20 protein-coding genes are annotated in these 22,914 nt (G+C 47.8%); 16 read left to right on the top strand and 4 right to left on the bottom strand.

Features of this window, described 5'->3' with window-relative positions:
* The first annotated feature begins 70 nt into the window (after positions 1 to 70).
* The 16 genes from T497_RS0112500 (at position 71) to T497_RS0112425 (ending at position 20,408) form a co-directional block, all read left to right on the top strand.
* Positions 71 to 2,344 (top strand): sensor domain-containing protein, encoded by a 2,274-nt coding sequence (locus T497_RS0112500; protein WP_028515898.1) that lies wholly within the window; start codon positions 71 to 73, stop codon positions 2,342 to 2,344.
* Positions 2,345 to 2,382: 38 nt separating this feature from the next.
* Positions 2,383 to 3,465: a 6-phosphofructokinase gene (locus T497_RS0112495; RefSeq protein WP_028515897.1), complete on the top strand. Its 1,083-nt coding sequence runs from the start codon at positions 2,383 to 2,385 to the stop codon at positions 3,463 to 3,465.
* Positions 3,466 to 3,699: 234 nt separating this feature from the next.
* Positions 3,700 to 5,415, top strand: a complete 1,716-nt coding sequence (locus tag T497_RS0112490; protein ID WP_028515896.1) for a phospho-sugar mutase — start codon at positions 3,700 to 3,702, stop codon at positions 5,413 to 5,415.
* A 103-nt stretch (positions 5,416 to 5,518) separates the two neighbouring features.
* A complete protein-coding gene (locus T497_RS0112485; protein WP_028515895.1) occupies positions 5,519 to 7,183 on the top strand; it encodes a DUF6311 domain-containing protein in 1,665 nt (554 codons plus the stop codon).
* Positions 7,184 to 7,317: 134 nt separating this feature from the next.
* Positions 7,318 to 7,521: a 50S ribosomal protein L31 gene (rpmE, locus tag T497_RS0112480; protein ID WP_019678077.1), complete on the top strand. Its 204-nt coding sequence runs from the start codon at positions 7,318 to 7,320 to the stop codon at positions 7,519 to 7,521.
* Between the two features lie 48 nt (positions 7,522 to 7,569).
* On the top strand, positions 7,570 to 8,208 hold the full coding sequence (locus T497_RS0112475) for a YigZ family protein (RefSeq protein WP_028515894.1): 639 nt from the start codon (positions 7,570 to 7,572) through the stop codon (positions 8,206 to 8,208).
* A 105-nt stretch (positions 8,209 to 8,313) separates the two neighbouring features.
* Positions 8,314 to 9,309 carry a deoxyguanosinetriphosphate triphosphohydrolase gene (locus T497_RS0112470; protein WP_028515893.1) on the top strand — a complete coding sequence of 332 codons (996 nt, stop codon included), beginning with the start codon at positions 8,314 to 8,316 and terminating at the stop codon, positions 9,307 to 9,309.
* 8 nt (positions 9,310 to 9,317) lie between these two features.
* Positions 9,318 to 11,054 (top strand): DNA primase, encoded by a 1,737-nt coding sequence (dnaG, locus tag T497_RS0112465; protein ID WP_028515892.1) that lies wholly within the window; start codon positions 9,318 to 9,320, stop codon positions 11,052 to 11,054.
* A gap of 13 nt (positions 11,055 to 11,067) precedes the next feature.
* Positions 11,068 to 12,147: an RNA polymerase sigma factor RpoD gene (gene rpoD / locus T497_RS0112460; RefSeq protein WP_028515891.1), complete on the top strand. Its 1,080-nt coding sequence runs from the start codon at positions 11,068 to 11,070 to the stop codon at positions 12,145 to 12,147.
* Between the two features lie 345 nt (positions 12,148 to 12,492).
* The gene (locus tag T497_RS0112455; protein WP_028515890.1) at positions 12,493 to 15,231 is read left to right on the top strand and encodes a bifunctional diguanylate cyclase/phosphodiesterase; all 2,739 of its coding nucleotides are present in this window, start codon (positions 12,493 to 12,495) and stop codon (positions 15,229 to 15,231) included.
* Between the two features lie 392 nt (positions 15,232 to 15,623).
* Positions 15,624 to 16,718, top strand: coding sequence for a redox-regulated ATPase YchF (ychF, locus tag T497_RS0112450; protein ID WP_028515889.1), 1,095 nt, complete (start codon positions 15,624 to 15,626; stop codon positions 16,716 to 16,718).
* Between the two features lie 64 nt (positions 16,719 to 16,782).
* Positions 16,783 to 17,346: a GNAT family N-acetyltransferase gene (locus T497_RS0112445; protein ID WP_028515888.1), complete on the top strand. Its 564-nt coding sequence runs from the start codon at positions 16,783 to 16,785 to the stop codon at positions 17,344 to 17,346.
* A gap of 36 nt (positions 17,347 to 17,382) precedes the next feature.
* Positions 17,383 to 17,916 carry a dCTP deaminase gene (dcd, locus tag T497_RS0112440; RefSeq protein WP_028515887.1) on the top strand — a complete coding sequence of 178 codons (534 nt, stop codon included), beginning with the start codon at positions 17,383 to 17,385 and terminating at the stop codon, positions 17,914 to 17,916.
* 230 nt (positions 17,917 to 18,146) lie between these two features.
* Complete coding sequence (locus T497_RS0112435; protein WP_028515886.1) at positions 18,147 to 19,442, top strand: glutamine synthetase family protein; 1,296 nt, start codon at positions 18,147 to 18,149, stop codon at positions 19,440 to 19,442.
* Positions 19,443 to 19,450: 8 nt separating this feature from the next.
* Positions 19,451 to 20,020, top strand: a complete 570-nt coding sequence (locus tag T497_RS0112430; RefSeq protein WP_028515885.1) for an ANTAR domain-containing response regulator — start codon at positions 19,451 to 19,453, stop codon at positions 20,018 to 20,020.
* A gap of 4 nt (positions 20,021 to 20,024) precedes the next feature.
* A complete protein-coding gene (locus T497_RS0112425) occupies positions 20,025 to 20,408 on the top strand; it encodes a VOC family protein (RefSeq protein WP_028515884.1) in 384 nt (127 codons plus the stop codon).
* A 303-nt stretch (positions 20,409 to 20,711) separates the two neighbouring features.
* Here the strand turns inward: T497_RS0112425 and T497_RS0112420 are convergent, their stop codons facing one another.
* From T497_RS0112420 to T497_RS16860, 4 genes are all read right to left on the bottom strand, one after another.
* Positions 20,712 to 20,993 (bottom strand): hypothetical protein, encoded by a 282-nt coding sequence (locus T497_RS0112420; RefSeq protein ID WP_028515883.1) that lies wholly within the window; start codon positions 20,991 to 20,993, stop codon positions 20,712 to 20,714.
* Positions 20,986 to 21,645 (bottom strand): anti-sigma factor family protein, encoded by a 660-nt coding sequence (locus T497_RS17715; protein ID WP_051530668.1) that lies wholly within the window; start codon positions 21,643 to 21,645, stop codon positions 20,986 to 20,988. The genes T497_RS0112420 and T497_RS17715 overlap by 8 nt, the downstream gene beginning before the upstream one ends.
* Positions 21,642 to 22,130 (bottom strand): RNA polymerase sigma factor, encoded by a 489-nt coding sequence (locus tag T497_RS0112410; RefSeq protein ID WP_028515882.1) that lies wholly within the window; start codon positions 22,128 to 22,130, stop codon positions 21,642 to 21,644. The genes T497_RS17715 and T497_RS0112410 overlap by 4 nt, the downstream gene beginning before the upstream one ends.
* Before the next feature lie 160 nt (positions 22,131 to 22,290).
* Complete coding sequence (locus T497_RS16860; RefSeq protein ID WP_051530667.1) at positions 22,291 to 22,749, bottom strand: leucine-rich repeat domain-containing protein; 459 nt, start codon at positions 22,747 to 22,749, stop codon at positions 22,291 to 22,293.
* Positions 22,750 to 22,914 lie beyond the last annotated feature (165 nt).

Below are 22,914 nucleotides of genomic sequence, written 5' to 3'. Positions count from 1 at the left end.
ACAATTGACATTTTCAGTAATTTTTGCTATAATGTACTTGGGTAAGTGTAAACGAAGGGAGGCGGTGCCTATGAATAACCAAGCACAGCAGAAACTCAGAAGCAGCTCACGTACACGAAGCTTCAATCCCCTTGCAGCCGCTCTTATCATCGTTGCTGCAAGCGCTGTCGTAATAGGCTACTGCATAAATGTTCCCGAAAACGCCAGAATGGCGCTTATCATTTACGTTTGTACAATGGTATGCGCAACTCTGATACTTGCGATATCGGGCTGGATATATAAGAATAAAAAGACCTCTGTGGACGAAAAGGACATAATCAAGATAACCGAAAATCTCAATACAGAGATGATAATCTGGTCAGATGACTTTGAATATGTCTATATAAATAAAAAGCTCCGCGACCTTTTAGGCATTACAGCGGATTATTCGGACAAAAAGGAGGGCGTATGGACTGCATTCGGCATAAATACTCCCGATCCCACAGCTCTCAGCAAGATAGTGGGCAGCAACTCCTATGAGTCCACATTCCGCAATCCCAGCGGCGCATTCGTTTCTATCGCATGGAGCACCTCACAGGTCAAGAAATATAAAAAACGTGCAGTATATCTCAGCACAGGCTTCAACCTCACCGAGCTGAAGAAAATGCGTGTAAATCTTGCAAACGCCAACGACTTCTTCCATTCGGCTATGGAGCTTGCAGAGATAGGACTTGTAATGAGCACCGATAAGAAGGTGTTCAGAGTCTCACCCGAAATGGTCAATATGCTGGGCTTGAAGAGCGGTACGGTCAATATCAACGAATACCGCGCTCTGATACACCCCAACGACAGGATACAGTTTGACGGAGCAGTCCGCAGCCGCGATACCTCCGACGTCAAGAACATCGAGATAAGGCTGAGAAGCGCCGACGGCAACTACCGCTGGTTCTCACACCGCTTCAAGTCAATAACCAGTACAGGCAACAGCCTGCCGCTTTTCGGCGGAGCTGTTATCGATGTTACCGAGGAGCATGAAAAGGATATCCTCATCGAGCGCCTTGCGTACATCGACGAGGTCACCGAAATTGCCAACCGCAACAAGCTTGTGGTTACAGGACAGGAGATTTACGACTCCTGCAAGGTGCTGGACTATTCATTCTGGATAATCGTTCTGGATATAGACCGCTTCCACATCATAAACGATACCTGCGGCTATTCAAACGGAAACTATATTCTGAAAAACTTTGCTCATATACTTTATAAATTCGTCACTCCCGGCGGTCTTGCAGCCAGAATAAGCGGCGATAATTTCGCCCTGCTGCTGAGAGACTACGGTGACGACGAAATGCCCACAAGGACTGTTAAGTCCATACAGGACGAGTTTGCAAAGCTTGCAGTCGACGAGCTTGCTTCAATAAGCCTTACCTGCTCGGCAGGCTTCTCCAAAATGCCCGAGGACGGCAGGTCTTTCCTCGAAGTTATGGAGCACGCCGAATTTGCACTCAAATCCAATGACGGCACACAGAGCAGCATCTGCGGCTATGAGCCGAGTATGCACGACTCTATTATCGGTGATACTGAGCTTGAAAAGGCTCTTGCTCTTGCTATCGAGAACAACGAGCTCCAGCTCTACTACCAGCCTAAGATAGACCTCAATACAGGCAGGATAATGGGCGTAGAGGCTCTTATCCGCTGGATAAAGCCAGACGGCACCGTTATCTCTCCCGATGCATTCGTGCCTATCGCGGAGAGCTCTCACCTTATCGGAAAGATAAGCGAATTTGTGCTTAACGAGGGCTGCCGTCAGAACAAGCTGTGGCAGAAAATGGGCTATCCGCCTATAGTCATGTCAATAAACTTCGCGTCATCAGACTTCTATCAGACCGACCTCAAGGACAAGGTCTACGAAGCCCTCGCGCGTTCAGCTCTGCCGCCTCAGTGGCTTGAAGTAGAGCTTACCGAAACTCTCGCACTCAAGGATATCGACTTTGCAATAGACCAGATGAACCGTCTCCGCGAGCTTGGCGTAAAGCTTGCCATGGACGACTTCGGCACAGGCTATTCTTCACTGAGATATCTCCAGATACTCCCTATTACCCTGCTGAAGCTGGACCGCTCGTTCATAATCGACATCGAGCACGACAATATCTCCTTTGAGATAGTTTCAGCGGTAATACGTATCGCAAAATCCAAGAAGATAGAGACTATCGCAGAGGGTATCGAAAACAACGGACAGCAGAGTATCCTGCGTTCCGCAGGCTGTGACTACGGACAGGGCTACCTCTACGGCAAGCCTATGCCCCCTGAAAAGATACAGGAACTGTTTGAACAGAATGTAAGGCGCGATATCGACACAAAAAGATAGCGCTTTAGAATTATCACGTTATCACGGAGGTCATTACTATGAAAAGACGTATCGGAATCCTCACAAGCGGCGGTGACTGCCCGGGACTCAACGCAACTATACGCGGCGTTGCAAAGGCTTGCTACGAGCGCTTCGGCGAGGACAATGTTGAGATAGTCGGAATTTCCAACGGCTATTACGGACTTATCAACAATCTCTGCAAGGAGATGTCCCCTTCCTCATTCTCGGGAATACTCACACAGGGCGGAACTATCTTCGGCACAAAGCGTCAGCCATTCAAGATGATGCAGGTCATCGGCGAGGATAACATCGACAAGGTCAAAAATATGAAGGAGACCTACAAGAAGCAGAAGCTGGACTGTCTCCTTACACTGGGCGGAAACGGCACTCACAAGACCTCCAAGCTCCTTTCAGATGAAGGACTCAACGTTATCGGACTTCCCAAGACTATCGACAACGATATCTACGGCACAGATGTTACCTTCGGCTTCCATACCGCAGTTGACATCGCCACAGATGTTCTTGACAGACTTCACACCACAGCCGCAAGCCACTCGCGAGTTCTCCTCTGCGAGATAATGGGAAATAAGGCTGGCTGGCTCACACTGAATGCAGGTATCGCAGGCGGCGCGGACGTTATCATAATCCCCGAAATACCTTATGATATCGACAAGGTATGCGACGCTGTAATGGCAAGAAGCGCCAGCGGCAAGACATTCTCAATCATTGCTGTTGCAGAGGGAGCTTTCGATATCAACGAGGCTCAGATGAAGAAAAAGGAACGTGCAAAGAAGCGTGCAGAGGCAGGAATACTCACGGCTACAAGCCGCATTGCAGCTCAGATACAGCATAATACAGGCCTTGAAGCCCGTGTATGCGTCCCCGGACATATGCTCAGAGGAGGCGCTCCAAGCGCTTATGACCGCGTACTCTCCACTCAGTTCGGAGTTCACGCAGCCTACCTCATAGCAAAGGAGCGCTATGGCAGAACAGTGGCTAAAATAGGCAATAAAATAACCTCAAACAAGCTTGAGGACATAGCAGGAAAGACAAAATTCGTCGATACAGAGAATCATCTGGTCATCGCAGCACGCGATATCGGCGTATCTTTCGGCGATTAAGACACTTTGGCAGCCCAATTGGGCTGCCAATTTTGCGTATACAAGTAGTATTATATACAATCAAAAATACTTATATTTAAATTTGATATAACGCTGTCAAACCTTTATATTTAGCCATATAGCAGCGATTGTGAACTGATTAAATCAAAAAATTTGGAAATTTTCAAAAAAAGCTATTCCCAAAACTGTTATTATGTGCTATAATATCTATATATCTGTTCAGGAGGTATTATAATGTCAGAAATGGAACTTTATAGCCTTTGGTGTGAAAACGCAAAGGAAGATCCCGACTTAAAGGCTGAGCTCGAGGGGATTAAGGGCGACAGCGAAGCGATCAACGACAGATTTTACCGTGACCTCGAATTCGGTACGGGCGGTCTGAGAGGTGTTATCGGCGCAGGAACCAATCGAATGAATATATATACCGTAAGACGCGCTACACAGGGCTTTGCGGACTACCTCAATCAGGAGTACAAGAACCCAAGCGTAGCTATCTCCTATGACAGCCGTATCAAGAGCGACGTGTTCTCAAAGGCTGCCGCAGAGGTACTTGCAGCAAACGGCATAAAGGTACATATCTACAAGCAGTTAATGCCTACACCATGCCTTTCATGGGCAGTACGCGCACTCAAGTGTCAGGGCGGTATCATGGTAACAGCAAGCCACAACCCGGCCAAGTACAACGGCTACAAGGTTTACGGCGAGGACGGCTGCCAGATAACTCTCAGAGGTGCCGAGATAATCCTTGAAAAGATAAATTCTCTGGATATGTTCAGCGGCGTAAAGCACTCCGATTTCGACAAGGAGTTAGCCGCAGGCAATATTTCTTATATAGACGACAGCGTTATCGAGGAATTCTACAAGAGAGTCCTTGCAGAGGGTATAAACACAGATCTCTGTGCTTCAAGCGGACTCAAAGTTGTATACACTCCTCTCAACGGCACAGGAAACAAGCCTGTACGCGAGATCTTAAAGCGCATCGGCATTACAGACGTAACAGTAGTAAAGGAACAGGAGAATCCCGACGGAAACTTCACTACCTGCCCTTATCCGAACCCCGAGATACGCGAGGCATTACAGGTAGGTCTCAGCTACTGCGAAAAGGTAAAGCCCGACCTTCTTCTTGCTACCGATCCCGACTGTGACCGTGTAGGTATCGCAGTTCCCGACGGCAAGGGCGGCTACGCTCTCTTCTCGGGCAACGAGGTAGGAGCTATGCTTCTTGAGTACATCTGCTCACAGCGTATCAAGAAGGGCACAATGCCGAAAAATCCTATCACAGTAAAAACTATAGTTACTACCGATATCGTAAACCTCATCGCAAAGGAATACGGCGTAGAGGTAATAGATGTCCTCACAGGCTTCAAGTTCATCGGCGAGCAGATCGGCTTCCTTGAGGCTAAGGGCGAGGAGAACCGCTATATATTCGGCTTTGAGGAGAGCTACGGCTACCTTTCGGGCGGCTACGTAAGAGACAAGGACGCAGTTGACGCTTCGATGCTTATCTGTGAAATGGCTGCATACTACCGCACACAGGGCATCACTCTCATTCAGGCTCGCGAGAATATGTACAAAAAGTACGGTATGTTCCTCCAGACTCTCTACAGCTTCGAGTTCGATGGCGAGAGCGGAATGAAGCACATGGAAGAGATAATGACAGGTCTCCGCAACAACCACCCCACAGCCATCGGCGGCTTAAAGGTAGAACGCTTCGAGGACTACAAGGCAAGCACATCCAAGAATATCGCTACAGGCGAGGTCAAGGAGCTCACACTTCCAAAGTCAAATGTTCTTGCATTCTATCTGGAGAACGGCTGCAAGGCTATAGTTCGTCCATCGGGTACAGAGCCCAAGATAAAGACATATATCACTGCAAAGGCAGCTTCAAAGGCAGAAGCCGAAGTTATCGAGCAGAAGATATACGCAGATTTCACACAGAGCATGAAGTAATAATAATAAATAACAGGGCGGACTGAAGTCCGCCCTTTATTACAGAAAAGAGCTGAGTTCATGCACTGCTGCTCAATCACATTTAAACAACAGGAGAAACAGAATGAAAAAAGACAAACCACCGATCCTGACATTTCTCATCGGAGCTATTCTCGGCGCTATTGTATTCATTTGGATATTCGGTATAAATATCATCGATCCTACAAATACGTGCTGGATATTCAAGAATATAGGAGATGTCACTCAGCACCACCTTGGCTGGGTATATTTCAGAAACACTCCGTGGACATTCCCCATAGGACTCACCGACGGTATAAGCTCCGACGGCATGGTCTCATGTATGTATACCGATTCACTGCCGCTGTTCGCCATAATATTCAAGCTTCTCTCCCCTGTTATCCCCGAGAACTTCCAGTATTTCGGACTCTGGGGCGTGGTATGCTTTGCTCTTAACGGCGGAATGGGAGCTTCGCTTCTGAGGCGCATAAACCCGAGCATTTATTTCACATCTGTCGGCTCGCTGTTCTATTCAGCGTTCTTCCCGTCCATAAACCGAGTAGGTCAGCACAACACTCTTGCCGCAATATGGCTCATAATCGCGGCGCTGATACTTGCTCTCGACCACAAGAAGCAGTACAAGCACCGCTTCACATCTGTTGCCTTATGGTCGGCTCTATGCGTACTGGCAACACTTGTACACATCTATTTCCTGCCGATGATATACATCGTCATGGTCGGATATATGATACTCACTGTGTTCATAGACAAAAACCGTTTGCGCGCCGTTATCACATTCGGTTCATCAACAATCTGTTCCGTACTCAGCCTATGGATAATAGGAGCATTTTACGGCAGCGGAAACTACGTTGACGGCGGATTCGGTATGTATTCCGCAAATCTCAATACCTTCTTCAACAGCATGGGACACTCAAAGTACCTTCGTATGCTAAATACCGCAAGAGATCAGGGCGAGGGCTACGGCTACCTCGGACTTGGTATGCTGGTATGCTGTTTCCTCGGTATAATAATTGCATTGAGCCGCCTTGAACGCAGAGAGGGCAGGGCTTTGAAGAATATCCGTGAATACCGCAAAACACACCGCGTACAGATAAACACATTCCTGCTGGTGTTCATCGTAAGCTTTATGTGGGCTGTCAGCACTACCGTTGTGATAAATCAGAACGTCCTCATAGATATAAAGCTTCCGCGCCTTATACTCGGAGCTTTCTCCATATTCCGCGCATCAGGAAGATTCATATGGCTGCCCTGTATGATCGTCATGACAACAGCGCTGTGGCTGGTGAACAAGCTGGACAGACATTCGGCAGCCGCCGCAGTAACCATATGCGTATGGCTCAATATAATGGATCTCCGCAACTATCAAAGCGAGCTGAACAAACAGTACAACGTCCCAAATGACAATTATATCTCTATCAGCAGAGAGGAATGGGATAAGGCTTCAAAGGGCGCAGATGAGATCATTTTCCTGCCGCTTCCGCAGGATTACAAGACCTATATGAGTCTGTATTTCGAGACAGCAGCTCTCGCTTCAGAAGATAAGATAAAGCTCAGTAGCTTCTATCTTGCGCGTTCCGATTACGATGTTCTTGCCGAATACGCCGACGAGCAGTACAGGCTCCTCACATCGGGCAAGGGCAGAAGCGACGCCCTGTATGTGTTCTTCACCGAGGAGAATATACCAAAGGATACAAGCAATATGACATTCTACGATCTTGGAGAATTTAAAGCCGCAAGAGTTAAAAAATAAAATAAAATCATAAAAGGCTTGACACACACGGCACAGTGTGATATAATTTATTACTGTAATGTATATTCGGCACTACTGTCTAAGGGAAATGATGGGCTGCACGATCTACAAATTAATGTAAAGAGGTGAAAATCGTGAAAGAGGGAATCCATCCTGAGTTCAAGAAGACCACAATTACCTGCCACTGCGGTAACGTGATCGAGACTATGTCTACAAAGGAAAACATCAAGGTTGAAATCTGCTCAAAGTGCCATCCTTTCTATACTGGTAAGCAGAAGCTTGTTGATACAGGCGGACGTGTTGACAGATTCAAGAAGCGTTTCAATATGGACAAGTAATCCACAAGCCCCGTCATTGACGGGGCTTTTCGTACATAGGTAAGTATTATGAACTATCTGACAATTTCCGAAAATGCCAAGGCTTCGTTCATAGAAAAGCGCTCGGAGTTCATCGGCTATATCTCCCCTGTTAAGACCAACGACGAGGCGGTAGCCTTTATAAATTCCATAAAAGCCGAGCACCGCAAGGCTAAGCACAACGTTTACGCATATATCCTCCGCGAGGACAATATTTCCCGTTATTCCGATGACGGCGAGCCTCAGGGCACCGCAGGAGTCCCCGTGCTCGACGTGCTGAAAAAGCGCGGTCTCACCGATGTCTGTGTGGTAGTCACCCGTTATTTCGGCGGAATACTTCTTGGCGGCGGCGGTCTTGTGAGAGCCTACTCTCATGCGGCTTCTCTTGCCTGCGACGCGGCTCACATCATGGATATGTGCCTGTGTCACCGCCTGAAAATAACCGCAGACTACGGTATGTACGGCAAGATATCCTATCTCCTGCCCAATTACGACACTATCACCGTGGATTCTGACTTCGGCAGCGATGTCACCCTTGAGATACTTGTTCTCTCGGAAAAGCTTGACGCCCTGAAAAAAGAGCTCACCGAGGTGACCAACGGAACTGCCGAAATCGAGGATATGGGCGAGCTTTTTGAAGATTTTTCCTCTGTGAAAAAAATTTCCTGATAAAAATAAAGGGTTTTTTGTCCCGTTTTAGTATAAGTATTATGTAGGCACTTTTTCGGCGGATGATCTTCCGCTTAAATTTTTCTGCAAAGTGGGGGAGCAAGTATGACAGTACGCGAACAGATCGAGATAAGCGAAGCAGGTATACTCAGCAAATACGCCTGCGCAAGCATAGACGAGGTCGGCACAAAGCGCGACCGCTATGAGGACAAGTGCCCCTACCGCACCGAGTTCCAGCGTGACCGCGACCGCATACTCCACTGCAATTCATTCCGCAGGCTAAAGCGTAAAACTCAGGTTTTCCTGTCCCCTGTGGGAGACCACTACAGAACACGCCTTACCCATACCCTTGAGGTATCACAGATAGCAAGGACTATTTCCCGAGGTATGCGCCTAAACGAGGACCTGACAGAGGCTATTGCCCTCGGTCACGACTTAGGGCACTCCCCTTTCGGACACTGCGGCGAGAGAACTCTCAATGAGATATGCCCCCACGGCTTCAAGCACTATGAGCAGAGCGTCCGCGTGGTGGAAGTCCTTGAAAAAAAAGGCAAGGGACTTAACCTCACTCATGCTGTCAGAAACGGCATACTTTGCCACACAAATATGGTAGCTGACACCAAAGAAGGCAATATAGTCCGTCTTGCTGACACTATCGCCTACATAAACCATGATATCGAGGACTCTATCCGTGCAGGCATACTCTCACCAAACGACCTGCCAAGAAGCTGTGTTATAGCCCTCGGGAATACCAAGACCAAGAGAATTACCACTCTCATAGCCTCCGTTATCGGGCACGGAGCTGTGGATATAGATTTTGCGCCCGATATACGAAAGGCTCACGACGAGCTCAAAAAGTTCATGTTCGACAAGGTCTACACCAATCCTGCCGCTAAACAGGAGGAGGGCAAGGCTGAACAGCTTGTGCGCAAGCTCTATGCCTACTTTATCGAGCACACGGACAAGCTCCCTGAAGAATACCGCAACATCATCAAGCTCTCAGATCCTGACAGAGCTGTCTGCGACTACATATCGGGAATGAGCGACGAGTACGCCGTTGACCTGTATACAGAGCTTTTCGTGCCGAAATTCTGGAAGTGAGGTAGGATATGCCTCAGAACGACGAATTTCTCTATAATCTGCGAAATGCCAACCCTATCGAGACAGTTATGGGCGGCTACGTCAATGTCATAAGGCGAGGGCGCAATTATGTCTGCTCCTGTCCATTTCATTCCGAAAAAACTCCCTCCTGCACCATTTTCACCGATACCCAGAACTTTTACTGCTTCGGCTGCGGCGCAGGCGGCGACGTCATCACCTTCATAATGAAGATAGAGAACCTGACCTTTCCCGAGGCTGTAAAGCTTCTTGCGCAGAGGGCAGGTTTGGAAGTCCCTGCCTACGGCAATAAGGACAGCGGCTACGCAAAGCGTAAAACCCGTATCTACGAGATGAACCGCATTGCCGCAAATTTCTACTACACCAACCTGTTCAAGGGCAAGGACAAGGCAGGACTGCAATATTTCGCAAACAGAAAGCTTACTCCCCAGACCATAAAGAAGTACGGTCTCGGCTACGCTTCCGACTCATGGAATGAGCTCACCGATGTACTGCGCTCCAAAGGCTACTCCGACGAGGAAATGGCTGACGCATGGCTGGCAGGAATGAAGAACGGACGCACCTTCGATATGTTCCGAAAGCGCGTTATGTTCCCTATCGTTGACCTCCGCGGCAACATAATCGGCTTCGGCGGACGAGTCCTTGACGACTCACAGCCGAAATACCTGAACACGGGAAAAACTCCCGTATTCGACAAGGGCTCTAACCTGTTCTCCATGAACTTCGCAAAGAACTCAAACGCCAAGCGGCTGATACTATGCGAGGGATATATGGACGTAATAGCCGTGAATCAGGCAGGCTTCGAGAACGTTGTGGCTACGCTGGGAACTGCCATAACTCCCGATCAGGCGCGGCTCATAAGCCATTACGCCGAGGAAGTAGTAGTCGCCTACGACAGCGACGGCGCAGGACAAAAGGCTACTCAAAAGGCTATCAATCACTTTGCAGACGTTGGTCTGCGAACCAAGATACTCCACATGGAGGGCGCAAAGGATCCCGACGAGTATATCAAAAAATTCGGGCGTGACCGCTTCCGAATGCTCATCGACAGCTCCAACGACGCCAACGACTTCATGCTGGACAAGTGCGAGGACGGTCTCGACCTTACCACCGAAATAGGACGAGTGGAGCTCCTCAAACGAACATCAAGAGTCCTTGCAGGCATAGAATCGCCCCTTGAACGCGAGGTCTACATATCAAGAACGTCCAAAAAGTGCGATATACCCGTACAGGTACTGAAAACCCATATTGACGCAATGCTGCAAAAGAACAGCAAAAACGCCAAGAACAGCGAGTGGCGTGCCATAAAGGCTAAGACCTCGTACATACGCGATGATATCAACCCCGACGCCGTTTCCAACAAAAAGGAAGCCCGTGCCGAGGAAACTATAATCAGCTACCTGCTGAAGCGCCCTCAGGAATATGAGGACGTGGAAAAGCTGGCGCCCCCAGAGTGCTTCGTGACCGCATTCAATAAAAAGGTCTACAAGGCGCTGCTGGAGCGAATGAAAAATTCCGATAAATTCTCAATGTCACTTCTCTCCGATGAATTTTCCACGGAGGAAATGGGAAGAATAAGCGGAATAACAGCTAAAAAGCGCGAAGTCGCAGTAACGCGGGACGTTGTTGCGGACTGCGCACAGGTACTGAAAAGCAGCATACCCAAAGCAGACGGAGAACTCAGCAACGATGAGCTGCTGGAGCTCTTCCGCTCTAAAAACAAATAGGAGGATATAAAATATGGAAAAGAAAAATACTATCGAAGCCTTAATGGAACAGGGCAAAACCAACGGAAAGCTCACCACAAAGGAGATAACCGACGCATTGGAGGAGCTTGACTTTGACGTTGACCAGATAAATACCTTCTATGACAACTGTGAAAACCTCAATATCGAGATAGTCGAGGATATGAACCTTGACGCAGACCTTAAAATAGGTCTGGATTCCACACTGACAGACGATCTGGAAATGGCTCTCTCAACAGAGGGAATCGCTATCGACGATCCTGTAAAGATATACCTCAAGGAAATAGGACGAGTTCCGCTTCTTACAACCGAGGAGGAGATCGAGCTTGCCCAGAGAATGGCTAAGGGCGATCCTTACGCTAAGAAGAGACTTTCCGAGGCTAACCTCCGTCTTGTTGTATCTATCGCCAAGAAGTACGTAGGCAGAGGTATGCAGTTCCTCGACCTCATTCAGGAAGGCAACCTCGGTCTTATAAAGGCTGTTGAAAAGTTCGACTACACCAAGGGCTTCAAGTTCTCCACATACGCTACATGGTGGATAAGACAGGCTATAACCCGTGCTATCGCAGATCAGGCAAGAACTATCCGTATCCCTGTTCATATGGTAGAAACTATCACCAAGGTCAAGAAGGTTTCCAGCCAGCTTCTCCACGAGAACGGCCACGATCCAAGCCCCGAGGAGATAGCAGACAAGCTCAATATGCCTGTGGACAAGGTCCGTGAGATAATGCGTGTGGCTCAGGATCCTGTATCCCTTGAAACTCCTATCGGTGAGGAGGAGGACAGCCACCTTGGTGACTTTATCCCCGACGATGACGCTCCGGCACCTGCCGAGGCAGCTTCACATACTCTCCTCAAGGAGCAGCTCAATGAAGTCCTCGCTACACTTACAGACCGTGAGGCAAAGGTACTGAAGCTCCGTTTCGGCCTTGAGGACGGCAAGTCACGTACTCTTGAAGAGGTAGGACAGCGCTTCGATGTAACCCGTGAGCGTATCCGCCAGATAGAGGCAAAGGCGCTGAGAAAGCTCCGTCACCCAAGCAGAAGCAAAAAGGTCAAGGACTTCCTTGACTGATACATATATCAGTATTTCCAAAGCCGCCAGAAATGGCGGCTTTTTCAGTTTAGAGCTGAGAGTGTTGTAGGGGCTGATGCCCACATCAGCCCGTTTATTAATATAAAGTCACACGGGGCGATGTGGGCATCGCCCCCTACAAGCTAAAGGCTAAGGGCTAAGGACTAATGGCTTCTGACCGCAAAAAATTTACATTATAGTTTTGGGTACGAGTATTGCTATTTCCGAAACAATGTGGTATAATGAATATGTATAGAATGTACGTTATCACGGTCGCCTGTTCACCGTCAGAAGTCAGGCAGCGCCGCGGAAAATCACCTTATCCGCAGGCAAAAAGGAGTGAGTATGAGTATATTTGATTTTAGCCAGACTCCGCCCGTGTTAAGCCATGATTGGCAGGTATTCCAGCAGTTTGTCGGCAATATTGGTGCATTTACATATATTGCAAAGGACAAGGCTGCTTATCTTGATTCAGCCGCCTGTCATATGCTCGGCTGCCCGAGTGAAAAGATAAACGAATTCGAGTTCTTCAATCTTCTCGAAAAGATATCAAAATGCCCTGTAGAGGGACAAAAACACATTTACAAGTTTACTGACGGAAATACAACTCGTTTTATAAAAATGAACATCTATGAGAGCAGCGACGAATGGCTGGGCTTCATTCAGGACTTTACCCGCCAGATGTCAGAACTCAGCGACAAGAAGGCTTTTGTGGAGTACGATCCTATCACAAGACTGCCCTCTTTCCCATCGTTCTCACAGAAGATAAAGCAGATACTCCCCGATGTTCAGCACGGCTGCCTTGCCACTATCTACATAAACGGCATAGATAAGCTGGGCTCTTATCTCACTGTTGACAACACCAACAGCTGCATAACATCGGTAGCCGAAGCGCTGAAGGGCTTTGCCAGCGATACTCTCATAATCGGCTCAAAGTCAAACTATGAGATATGCGTCTTCTTCCGCGACAGCGACAAGATGAGCATTTACAATATCCTCAACAGCATGGACGAGGCTGTGCAGAACTGTATCCTCACCGATGATTTCGGCGAGATAATCGACATCTCCGACAAGAGCAGGATAAGCCTGTCCATCGGCTGCGCTTCATATCCCGAGGAAGCCTCTGACTTCAATATGCTGGTAAATTACTCGGAGTTCGCACTTTTCGAGGCTAAGACCTCAAAACGCGCAGTTATAAACTGGTTCTCCGAGGAGAATTACGTCCACGAAAAGGACTCTTACCGCAATGCCCAGACATTCTCCCGTATAGTGCAGGAGAATCTCCTTACATATCATCTCCAGCCTATCGTTGAAACTCAGAAGGGCGAGATCGTAGGATATGAGGCTCTTATGCGAACTATCGGCGATATCAAGATGACGCCGAATCAGATACTTAAAATAGCTGCGGCACAGAACGACCTTTACGCTATCGAGAAGCTGACCTTCTTCAACGTTATGAAGCTTCTCAGCGATAATCAGCAGGTTTTCGAGAACCGCAAGCTGTTTATAAACTGCCTTTCAAACAATCTCCTTTCCGATGAGGACTTCAACGAGCTGTACCTGACCTACGGCGAGCTCCTTGAAAAGACAGTTATCGAGATCGTCGAGGAATCTGCGGCTACGGCAGAGAGCATCGAAACGCTTAAAAAGCGCTGCGGCTTTGCACACACTACCCTTGCTATAGACGATTACGGCACAGGCTATTCCAACTCGTCAAACCTGCTGCACTATTCTCCCGATTACATAAAGATAGACCGCTCCCTCATAAGCGATATCCAGAACGACCTGAAAAAGCAGCAGCTGGTAACGTCTGTAATCGAATTCTGTCACGAGAATCAGCTGAAATCCCTTGCTGAGGGCGTTGAGACCGTGCAGGAGCTGAAAACCGTTATCCGTCTCGGCGTTGACCTTGTGCAGGGCTATTACACTTCAAAGCCTAAGCCCCTGCTTCTCAACAGCATATCTGCGGATATCAAGGACGAGATAATCAAGACCAATCTTGAAACACGTCCCGACGGCGTAAAGAAGATTTACGCAGCACAGAATGATACGGAGCTCGACCTCCTGAAGCTGGCGCTGGAAAAATACACCGATATCCACATTTATCAGAGCAAGCTAACTATCGTCGGCGACCCCGACAAGCCTGTGAAGATGAATATCTCCATTATGGACAATCACAGCTGCGAGCTTACGCTGAAAAACGTAAACATGATAAGCGGCAACAGCAAGCCTACTATCTCCGTGGGCGAGTACGCGCGTCTGGAGCTCAACGTTGTCAAGAGCAACAAGCTGAGCTACTCGGGTATCTACGTGCCTATGGGCTCACAGTTCGTTCTCGGCGGCAAGGGCGACCTCACTATCGACTGCTACGCCTCTGAGGGTATCGGTATCGGCAACGATTACGACCACGGCTACGGCGATATAATCATTGATTTCAGCGGAAATCTTGAGATAATCTCCAACAGCGTCGAGTCCATGTGCATTGGCGGAGGTCATAACGATGACGATTCGGATATCGACCTGCGCTCGGGCAATATAAAGATATTCATGTACTCCCATAACGGACTTGCTGTCGGAAGTTTCAACGGCGACGCCAATATCGATATCGGTGAGAACTGCAAGCTGGATATCACTATCTCGGGTATCAAGGTAACGGGTATCGGCAGCTGCAAGGGTATCGCTACCATAAGCTCAGGTGCGGATATAACCATGTCATGCACAGGCGCTCAGGCAGTAGGTATCGGCGTTCTCGAAGAGGGCGAAGGCAGTATCTACATCAAGCAGGGTACTATCAATATGAAAATGCGCTCGGGCAAGCACTCCTGTATCGGTGCTATGAAGGGCAGCGTCAATACTAAGATAAAAAATGCGGAGATAACCATTGACTCCGAGGGCGATGAGGTAACAGGTATCGGAGACGCTTTGGGCTCAGGAAACCTCACTATCATCGACTCTAAGGTGTCCATGACTGTCAACGCAGGCAATCCTAAGGATATCGGCACAAGCAGCGGCGATGTCCAGATACAGAACTCCACAGTAAGTTCACTTGTAAATAACAAGAGAATAACTTACGCAAGCACTTAATGTTTAATCTTCCCCGCCTTTAGCTATGATGCTAATACAGGAACTTATAATCACTTATCGGGGGAACCCTTTCTGAAGAAAGGTTCCTCTGACGGAGGCGCGCCCCTCTGTCACTGCGTGACATCTCCCCGCACTGCGGGGAGTCACCCCCATACCCCTTTCCAAAGACTTTTATCTGTTTTTTTCTCAGATAGGGCGCTTTATAAATGAAATAATCCTGCAAAATGCAGGTGCACCCTATCAGAGAAAAAACAAAACGAAAGTTTTAGGGAGAGAGTTTGAGAGAAGCCCCTTTTTCAAAAGGGGTTCTCTCAATGAGCAGATAAAAAATCCCTGTATAAACATCATAGTCAAAGCGGGGAAACATATGATAAGAAAGGTAAGAATCAAATATGAAACTTGGTATGGTCGGTTTGCCTAATGTAGGCAAAAGCACACTTTTTAACGCACTCACAAACGCAGGTGCAGAATCTGCGAACTACCCATTCTGTACTATCGAGAAGAACGTAGGCATTGTATCAGTTCCCGATGAGAGACTGGACAAGCTTGCTGAGATGTACGAGCCTGATAAGTTCACTCCTGCTACACTGGAATTCGTTGATATAGCAGGTCTGGTAAAGGGCGCTTCAAAGGGCGAGGGACTGGGAAACAAGTTCCTTGCGGATATCCGCGAGGTGGACGCTATCGTTCACGTTGTACGCTGCTTCGAGGATCCTAATATCATTCACGTTGACGGCAGCATCAATCCTCTCCGCGATATCGAAACTATCAACTTAGAGCTCATCTTCTCCGATATCGAAATGGTTGAAAGACGTATCGACCGCGCTAAGAAGGCTGCAAAGGGCGACAAGAAGTACCTTGCAGAGGCTGAGTTCCTTGAAAGATTAAAGGCTCACCTTGAAAACGGCAAGTCCGCAAGAGGCTTTGACTTCACAGACGAAGAGCGCGAGCTTATAAAGTCAACTCCCCTGCTGTCCGCAAAGCCCGTTATCTATGCGGCCAACCTCAGCGAGGACGACTTCACTAACAATATCGAAACAAACGAGAATTACAAGGCTGTCTGCGCTCTCGCAGAGGAGGAGCACTCAGCTGTACTGCCTATCTGCGCACAGATAGAGGCTGAGATCTCCGACATGGGCGACGAGGACAAGGCTATGTTCCTCAGCGAGCTCGGTCTTGAGGTATCAGGTCTCAACCGTATCATCAAGGAGGGCTATTCGCTTCTCGGTCTTATCTCCTACCTTACCGCAGGCAAGCAGGAGGTCCGCGCATGGACTATCACAAAAGGCACCAAGGCTCCGCAGGCAGCAGGCAAGATACACACCGACTTTGAGAAGGGCTTTATCCGTGCGGAGGTAATCTCCTACGATGACCTTATGGCTTGCGGAAGCATGGCTGCCGCCAAGGAAAAGGGACTTGTACGCCTTGAGGGCAAGGAATACGTTATGCAGGACGGAGATATAGTTCTGTTCCGCTTCAATGTGTGATCTGAGTTATTAGTTTTAGTGCGGATAGTATCCGCACTAAATATCATATCGAATGGAGAAAAAAATGCTTACTCATAACGGTACAGATACTATTACAACAGACAGGCTCATACTCAGGAGATTTGAATACTCAGACGATGATTCAATGCTGAGGAACTGGATAGCTGACGAGAAAATCCAGTCCATGTATTCAGAGCCTGTATATTCCACAAAAGAAGAAGTTAAAGAACTGCTGGACAAATACATCGGCTCATACGAAAGACCTGACTATTACCGCTGGGCTGTAATTGAAAAAGCTTCGGGCGAGTGCATAGGTCAGATCGCGTATTTCCTTGTGGACAGCAAGAACCATTTCGCCGAGATAGAATACTGTATCGGCGCCGAGTTCCAGTGCAGAGGATATGCTACCGAAGCTACAAAGGCTGTTATCGCTTTCGGCTTCGACAGGATAAATCTGCACAAGGTCCAGATATGCACCAAGACTATCAACAAGCCTTCAAGGCGTGTTATAGAGAAATGCGGCTTTACATATGAGGGTACTCTGCGTGACTATTTCTTTATGAACGGCGAATACGTGGGCAGACACTACTTCTCCATACTCAGAGAAGAATATGAGGCTAAGCTATAAACGAAATTCACTGAATACTACTGAAAGGTTTCACTTATGATATTATCCGATAAAACTATCTCCCGAATGCTCAAAGAAAAGTCACTTGTCATCGAACCGATAACCGACGATCAGATACAGCCTGCAAGCGTTGACGTAAGACTCGGCAACACATTCAGCGTTGTGGAGGATACTCCAACAGGCATAATCACTCTGAGCAGTGAGATAAAGTACAAGACCATTACCGCAGAAAAATATCTCCTGCTGCCGGGGCAGTTCGTCCTTGCAACGACTATGGAGTATTTCGAGCTCCCCGACGACCTTACTGCATTTGTAGAGGGCAGGAGCTCCCTCGGACGTATGGGCTTGTTTATACAGAATGCAGGCTGGGTTGATCCCGGCTTCAAGGGCGAGATAACTCTGGAGCTTTTCAACGCCAACCGCTGCGCTATAGAGCTTCAGTGCGGACGGAGAGTCGGACAGCTTGTGTTCGCTAAAATGGACGACCATGCGCTGAATCCCTACTGCGGAAAGTATCAGGGACAAAAAGGCGCAACGGGTTCAAGAGTATTTATGGATAAGGATAAATAAACACCATACCTGCATAGTTCTTAATTCTAATAGCTGGCGGAACGCCGAGTACGCCGTCCCCTACAATTGATTTTTCTTAATTTGCAGCGTTAAACACGGGCGAGCAGAACTCGCCCTTACAATAGTTCTTAGTTCTTAGCTCTTAGTTCTAATAGCTAACGGCTAAAGGCTAAGGGCTGACGGGACGTCGAGGACGCCGTCCCCTACAAATTTTAATTGGAGGTCTTTCAATGAGCTTTTCTCCTAAAGAGATACTGAAATTCGTTGAAGAGAACGACGTAAAATTTATAAGACTTACTTTCTGCGATATGTTCGGCAACCTTAAAAACGTGGCTATCATGCCCAACGAGCTGCCGAGAGCATTTGAATACGGTATCCCTTTCGACGCTTCATGTATCGCCGAGGGCTGCTCGGACCTGCTCCTTGTGCCCGATATCTCCACTCTTTCCGTTCTCCCGTGGAGACCTAAGTCGGGACGCGTTGTCCGCTTCTTCTGCTCGCTGAAAAACACCGACGGAAGCGACTACGTGGGCGATATGCGTACTGAGCTTACCAACTACATCAATCAGCTCCGTCTGGACGGGTATTCCTGCGAAATGGGCACGAAATGCGAGTTCTACCTCTTTGAACTGGACGAGCGCGGCGAGCCTACAAAAATACCTCACGACAAGGGCGGCTACCTCGATGTTGCTCCCCTTGACAAGTGCGAGAATGCGAGACGTGAGATTTGTCTCTCACTTGAAGAAATGGGCATGAGCCCTAAAAGCTCATGTCATAAGCACGGTCCTGCGCAGAACGAGATAGAGTTCCGCGAGAGCGAGCCTATCACAGCGGCTGACAATATGGTACACTACAAGACCGTAGTTAAGTCCATTGCCGCACAGAACGGTCTTTTTGCTTCGTTCATGCCCAAGCCCCTCCCCGACGAGCACGGAAGCGCTATCAGCATTTCCATAAGTATCAAAAAGGGCGGCGAGAACATCATCGGCAACGATATCGACGCTATGCCTTTTGAGGGCAGGTGCTTCATCTCGGGCATACTCGGCAGAATGAGAGAGATAACCGCATTTCTCAACAGCACCACTAACTCCTACAAGCGCTTCGGAATCGGATTTGCACCCAAGTATATCAACTGGTCGTCGGAAAACTGCGCACAGCTTATCCGCGTACCTAAGCCCGTGGGTATAACTCCCCGAATTGAACTGCGCTCCGCAGACGCCTGCTGCAATCCGTATATTACATTCAAGCTGATTCTTGCCGCAGGTATCGAGGGTATACAGTCAAAGGACTGTGCTCTCTTTGAAAGCGCTATGCACAGCGGCGAGGAAAGCGACCTTTTCCAGAAGCTCCCCTCCTCTCTCGAAGAGGCTGCCGCTATCGCAAAGGAAAGCGACTTCGTAAAGCGCACTCTCTCCCCTGAGATAAGAAGCAGCATTTTTGCTCAGCTGGACAGACAGCTCCGCGACTACGCAGCTGCTGCCGACAAGGATAAATTCGAGGAAGATTCCTATTTCAAATTCGTGTGAGGTAAGCAATGGACAGAGCGCTTATAGTATCAGCAAGGCAGGAGATAACAGAGCTTGCCGAGCAGCTTCTGCGCATTGAGGGCTGCGGCAGGATAGCTTCAGCGGTCAGCGGAAGTGAAGCGCGGCGGCTTGTGAAAAACGAGAGTGAGCCCGAGCTGGTCATAATAAATACGCCCCTGCCCGACGAATTCGGACAGGAGCTTGCGGAAATGATAGCCGAGACCACATCGGCAGGAATTATACTCATCTGCGGCGGAGATGCTACGGACGAGATAGCCGACAGAGTCTCCGACAGCGGCGTGAACGTCATTGCCAGACCTTATACACGTGAGATATTGCAGCGTACTATCAGGCTGGTGCTTTCCGCCCGTGCCCGTATGGCAGGAGTCAAAAAGGAAAGCGCGGATATACTCAGCCGTATCGAGGAAATGAGGACTATCAACCGCGCCAAGACTACACTTATGAAATACCTTAAATTCACCGAACCACAGGCTCACAAATACATCGAAAAACAGGCAATGAACAACCGCCAGACTCGTCTTGAGGTGGCTCAGCGTATTCTTGCCCAATATGAATGATATTATGAAGATAGAACACATTGCTATGTACGTCAGCGACCTTGAAGTAGCAAGGGACTTCTTTGTGAAGTATCTGGGAGCTTCATCAAACAGCGGCTACCATAATAAAACTACGGATTTCCGCTCATATTTTCTCAGCTTCGACGACGGAGCAAGACTGGAGATAATGACTCGTCCGCAGCTTGAAAGCTGCGAAAATGCTGTGGCAAGGACGGGATATATCCACATAGCATTCAGTCTCGGCAGCAAGGAAAAAGTCGATGAGCTGACAGCGCGTCTGAAAGCCGACGGATATAAAGTCCTCAGCGGTCCGCGGACTACAGGCGACGGCTATTACGAGAGCTGTATCATCGGCATTGAAGGAAATCAGCTAGAACTTACAGTATAAAAGAGCGAGAGTTTTAACCACAGTGCTCATACAGAAATTTTATAATTATTATTGAGAGAACCCCTTTTGAAAAAGGGGCTTCTCTCAAACTCTCTCCCTAAAACTTTCGTTTTGTTTTTTCTCAGATAGGGCGCACCTGCATTTTTGCAGGTCTTTTTTATTTATGGTGCGCCCTATCTGCGAAAAAACCAGATAAAAGTCTTTGGAAAGGGGTATGGGGGATAACCTTTCCTCAGAAAGGTTTCCCCCATAATTAACTATAAGCTTCTATATAAGTATTGCGATTAAACCCTCGCTCTTTTATTACGGACTGCCGAATAAAAGCTTTATCAGCCAATAGCTTGAAGAAGACATACCCTGACTTGAATGATATATCATAAGCGCAAGGAAAGCTCCCGAAGCAACAATAGATATAATACATATGGACACAGGTATCTTTATGAGATACTTCTCACGAAGCTTTACCGAAGCTATAATAACTCCCACAGCAAGGACTATGCTCTCTACAGCAAATCCGAAAAAGCCTATTGCAAATGAAGCTGCCGCAAGCAGTATCAGCGGTATATTGAATTTTCTCTCAGTCATTTGTACCACGCTCCCATAAGATATATTCTTTATTGTTCTTGTCATCATAGTAAAATACCTTAGTCATACTTTCCTTTTCGTCCAGATCAAACAGCTTCTGCTCAACGCCGAACGGCGATCCTTGGCGAGAAATAGCAAAGCTGTCTATCTTACGCTGCATAAGGGTGACACCGTAGCCGTTTTTCTTATTTCTGTCAAAATCCTCATCATATAGTAAATGTTTACCATCAGTATCGCTTATTGTGGGGTGAACTCTGAAAAATCCCACAGCAGAGCCCTTTATATTGAGCCATACTGCGTTATCATGCTCTGTCACGGAAACATTGTTAAGTATGTCATACTTTTCCATATCCATTGACGTGTCGGAATTGATAAGATACACAAGTCCTATTATCAACGCTCCGCATATAGCCAGAACACTTATAAGTCCCACTACAAGCTTCTCGATGCGCAGGCGTCTCTTTATACGCTTTAGCACATCTGCGTCGTTTTTAGGGCTTACAGTGACGCTCCTGCGGAGCTTTTCCAGCTCACCCTTGCATTCTGCGCACTCTTTGATGTGCTCCTCGACTGCTTTTCTGCTCTCCTCGCTGCACACATCGTCGGCATACAGTGGCAACAGGTCCTTTATCATATCACAATTCTTGCTCATTTCTGTACCTCCAGTTCTTCTATTATCTTCAGCTTTGCACGGTGGAAGGACACTCGCGCCCAGCTCTCGGTCTTGCCGAATATGTCGCCTATCTGACGGAAGCTCAGTTCCCCGAAAACTCTCAGGGTAAAGACTTCCTTGTATGGCTCACTCAGTTTATGGAGCACTTTATGTATCTCCATAGTCTGCTGAGTATCAGCAAGTCTTTCCTCTACGGATACTGTACTGTCGGGAACGGTCTCGGGGATATCCTCTCCCGTGAACCGCTTGCTCTTTTTGCTGTGTGTGAACAGCAGATTCTTTGCTATCTGACACAGCCATACCCTTATATCACAGTCTCCGCGGAAGCTGTCAACGGACTTCATCGCCTTGAAAAAAGTTTCCTGTGTGATGTCCTCGGCGAGATGTTCGTCCGCGGACAGTGACCGTATATACAGGTATACATCGTGGAAATAATCGTTATAGAGCTCTTCGATCTTGTCCAAACTTCTCACCGCCTTCAACTATAAGACTCCGTCCGCGTACAAACGTTACAGAAATTTCAAAAAAAATTTTTCCTACGGAAAAAATAATACCATAGGCTGACAGAATTGTCAATCCTATGGCAAGAAAACACCCCGCCCATTATTACGGACGGGGGTTAAGTTATACAGCTATTGATTTGTTTTCGTGGCTTAACGAGTGTCTTATCTGCTGCCACTTTTTGTTGTCAAGCTCACCATTTATCACGAATTCATACACTCTGTCATCGTGAATGACCTTTACTGTGGAAAGATCGCTGCAGCCTGCAAAGGCGTGCTGACCTATCTCCTGTAAAGTGGAGGGAATGGTGAGATCAGCAAGATGATGACAGCCACGGAATGCGTACCAACCAAGCCTGATAGTGCTTTCAGGAAGATTGATAGACCTGAGGTTCTCACAGCCGCTGAACGCAGTATCCGAAATGACCTGCACTGTCTCGGGTACAAGTATCCTTACAAGGTTCGTACAGCCACTGAAAGCGCCCTCGTCGATAATTCCGACATTATCGGGAATAAAGATCTCGGTAACGCCTTTTTCGTCTTTGTACCTTTTGAGTACGCCTCTTCTGATCTTGTAATTCATTCAGTTTTCTCCTTATCGATAACATCGATACAATCCCCAGAGCCCCATATTGGCTCAACCATATTATATCACAAATCTACCAAAATGTCAATTAGCGCTATGATTTATTGTGTATATTCAGAACCTTGCACAAAAAATCACACCTCAATTTGAATGAGGTGTGAT

Source organism: Ruminococcus flavefaciens MA2007, from assembly GCF_000621845.1.
Lineage (GTDB): Bacteria > Bacillota > Clostridia > Oscillospirales > Ruminococcaceae > Ruminococcus > Ruminococcus flavefaciens_E.
This window is presented reverse-complemented; position numbering and strand designations above follow the sequence as displayed.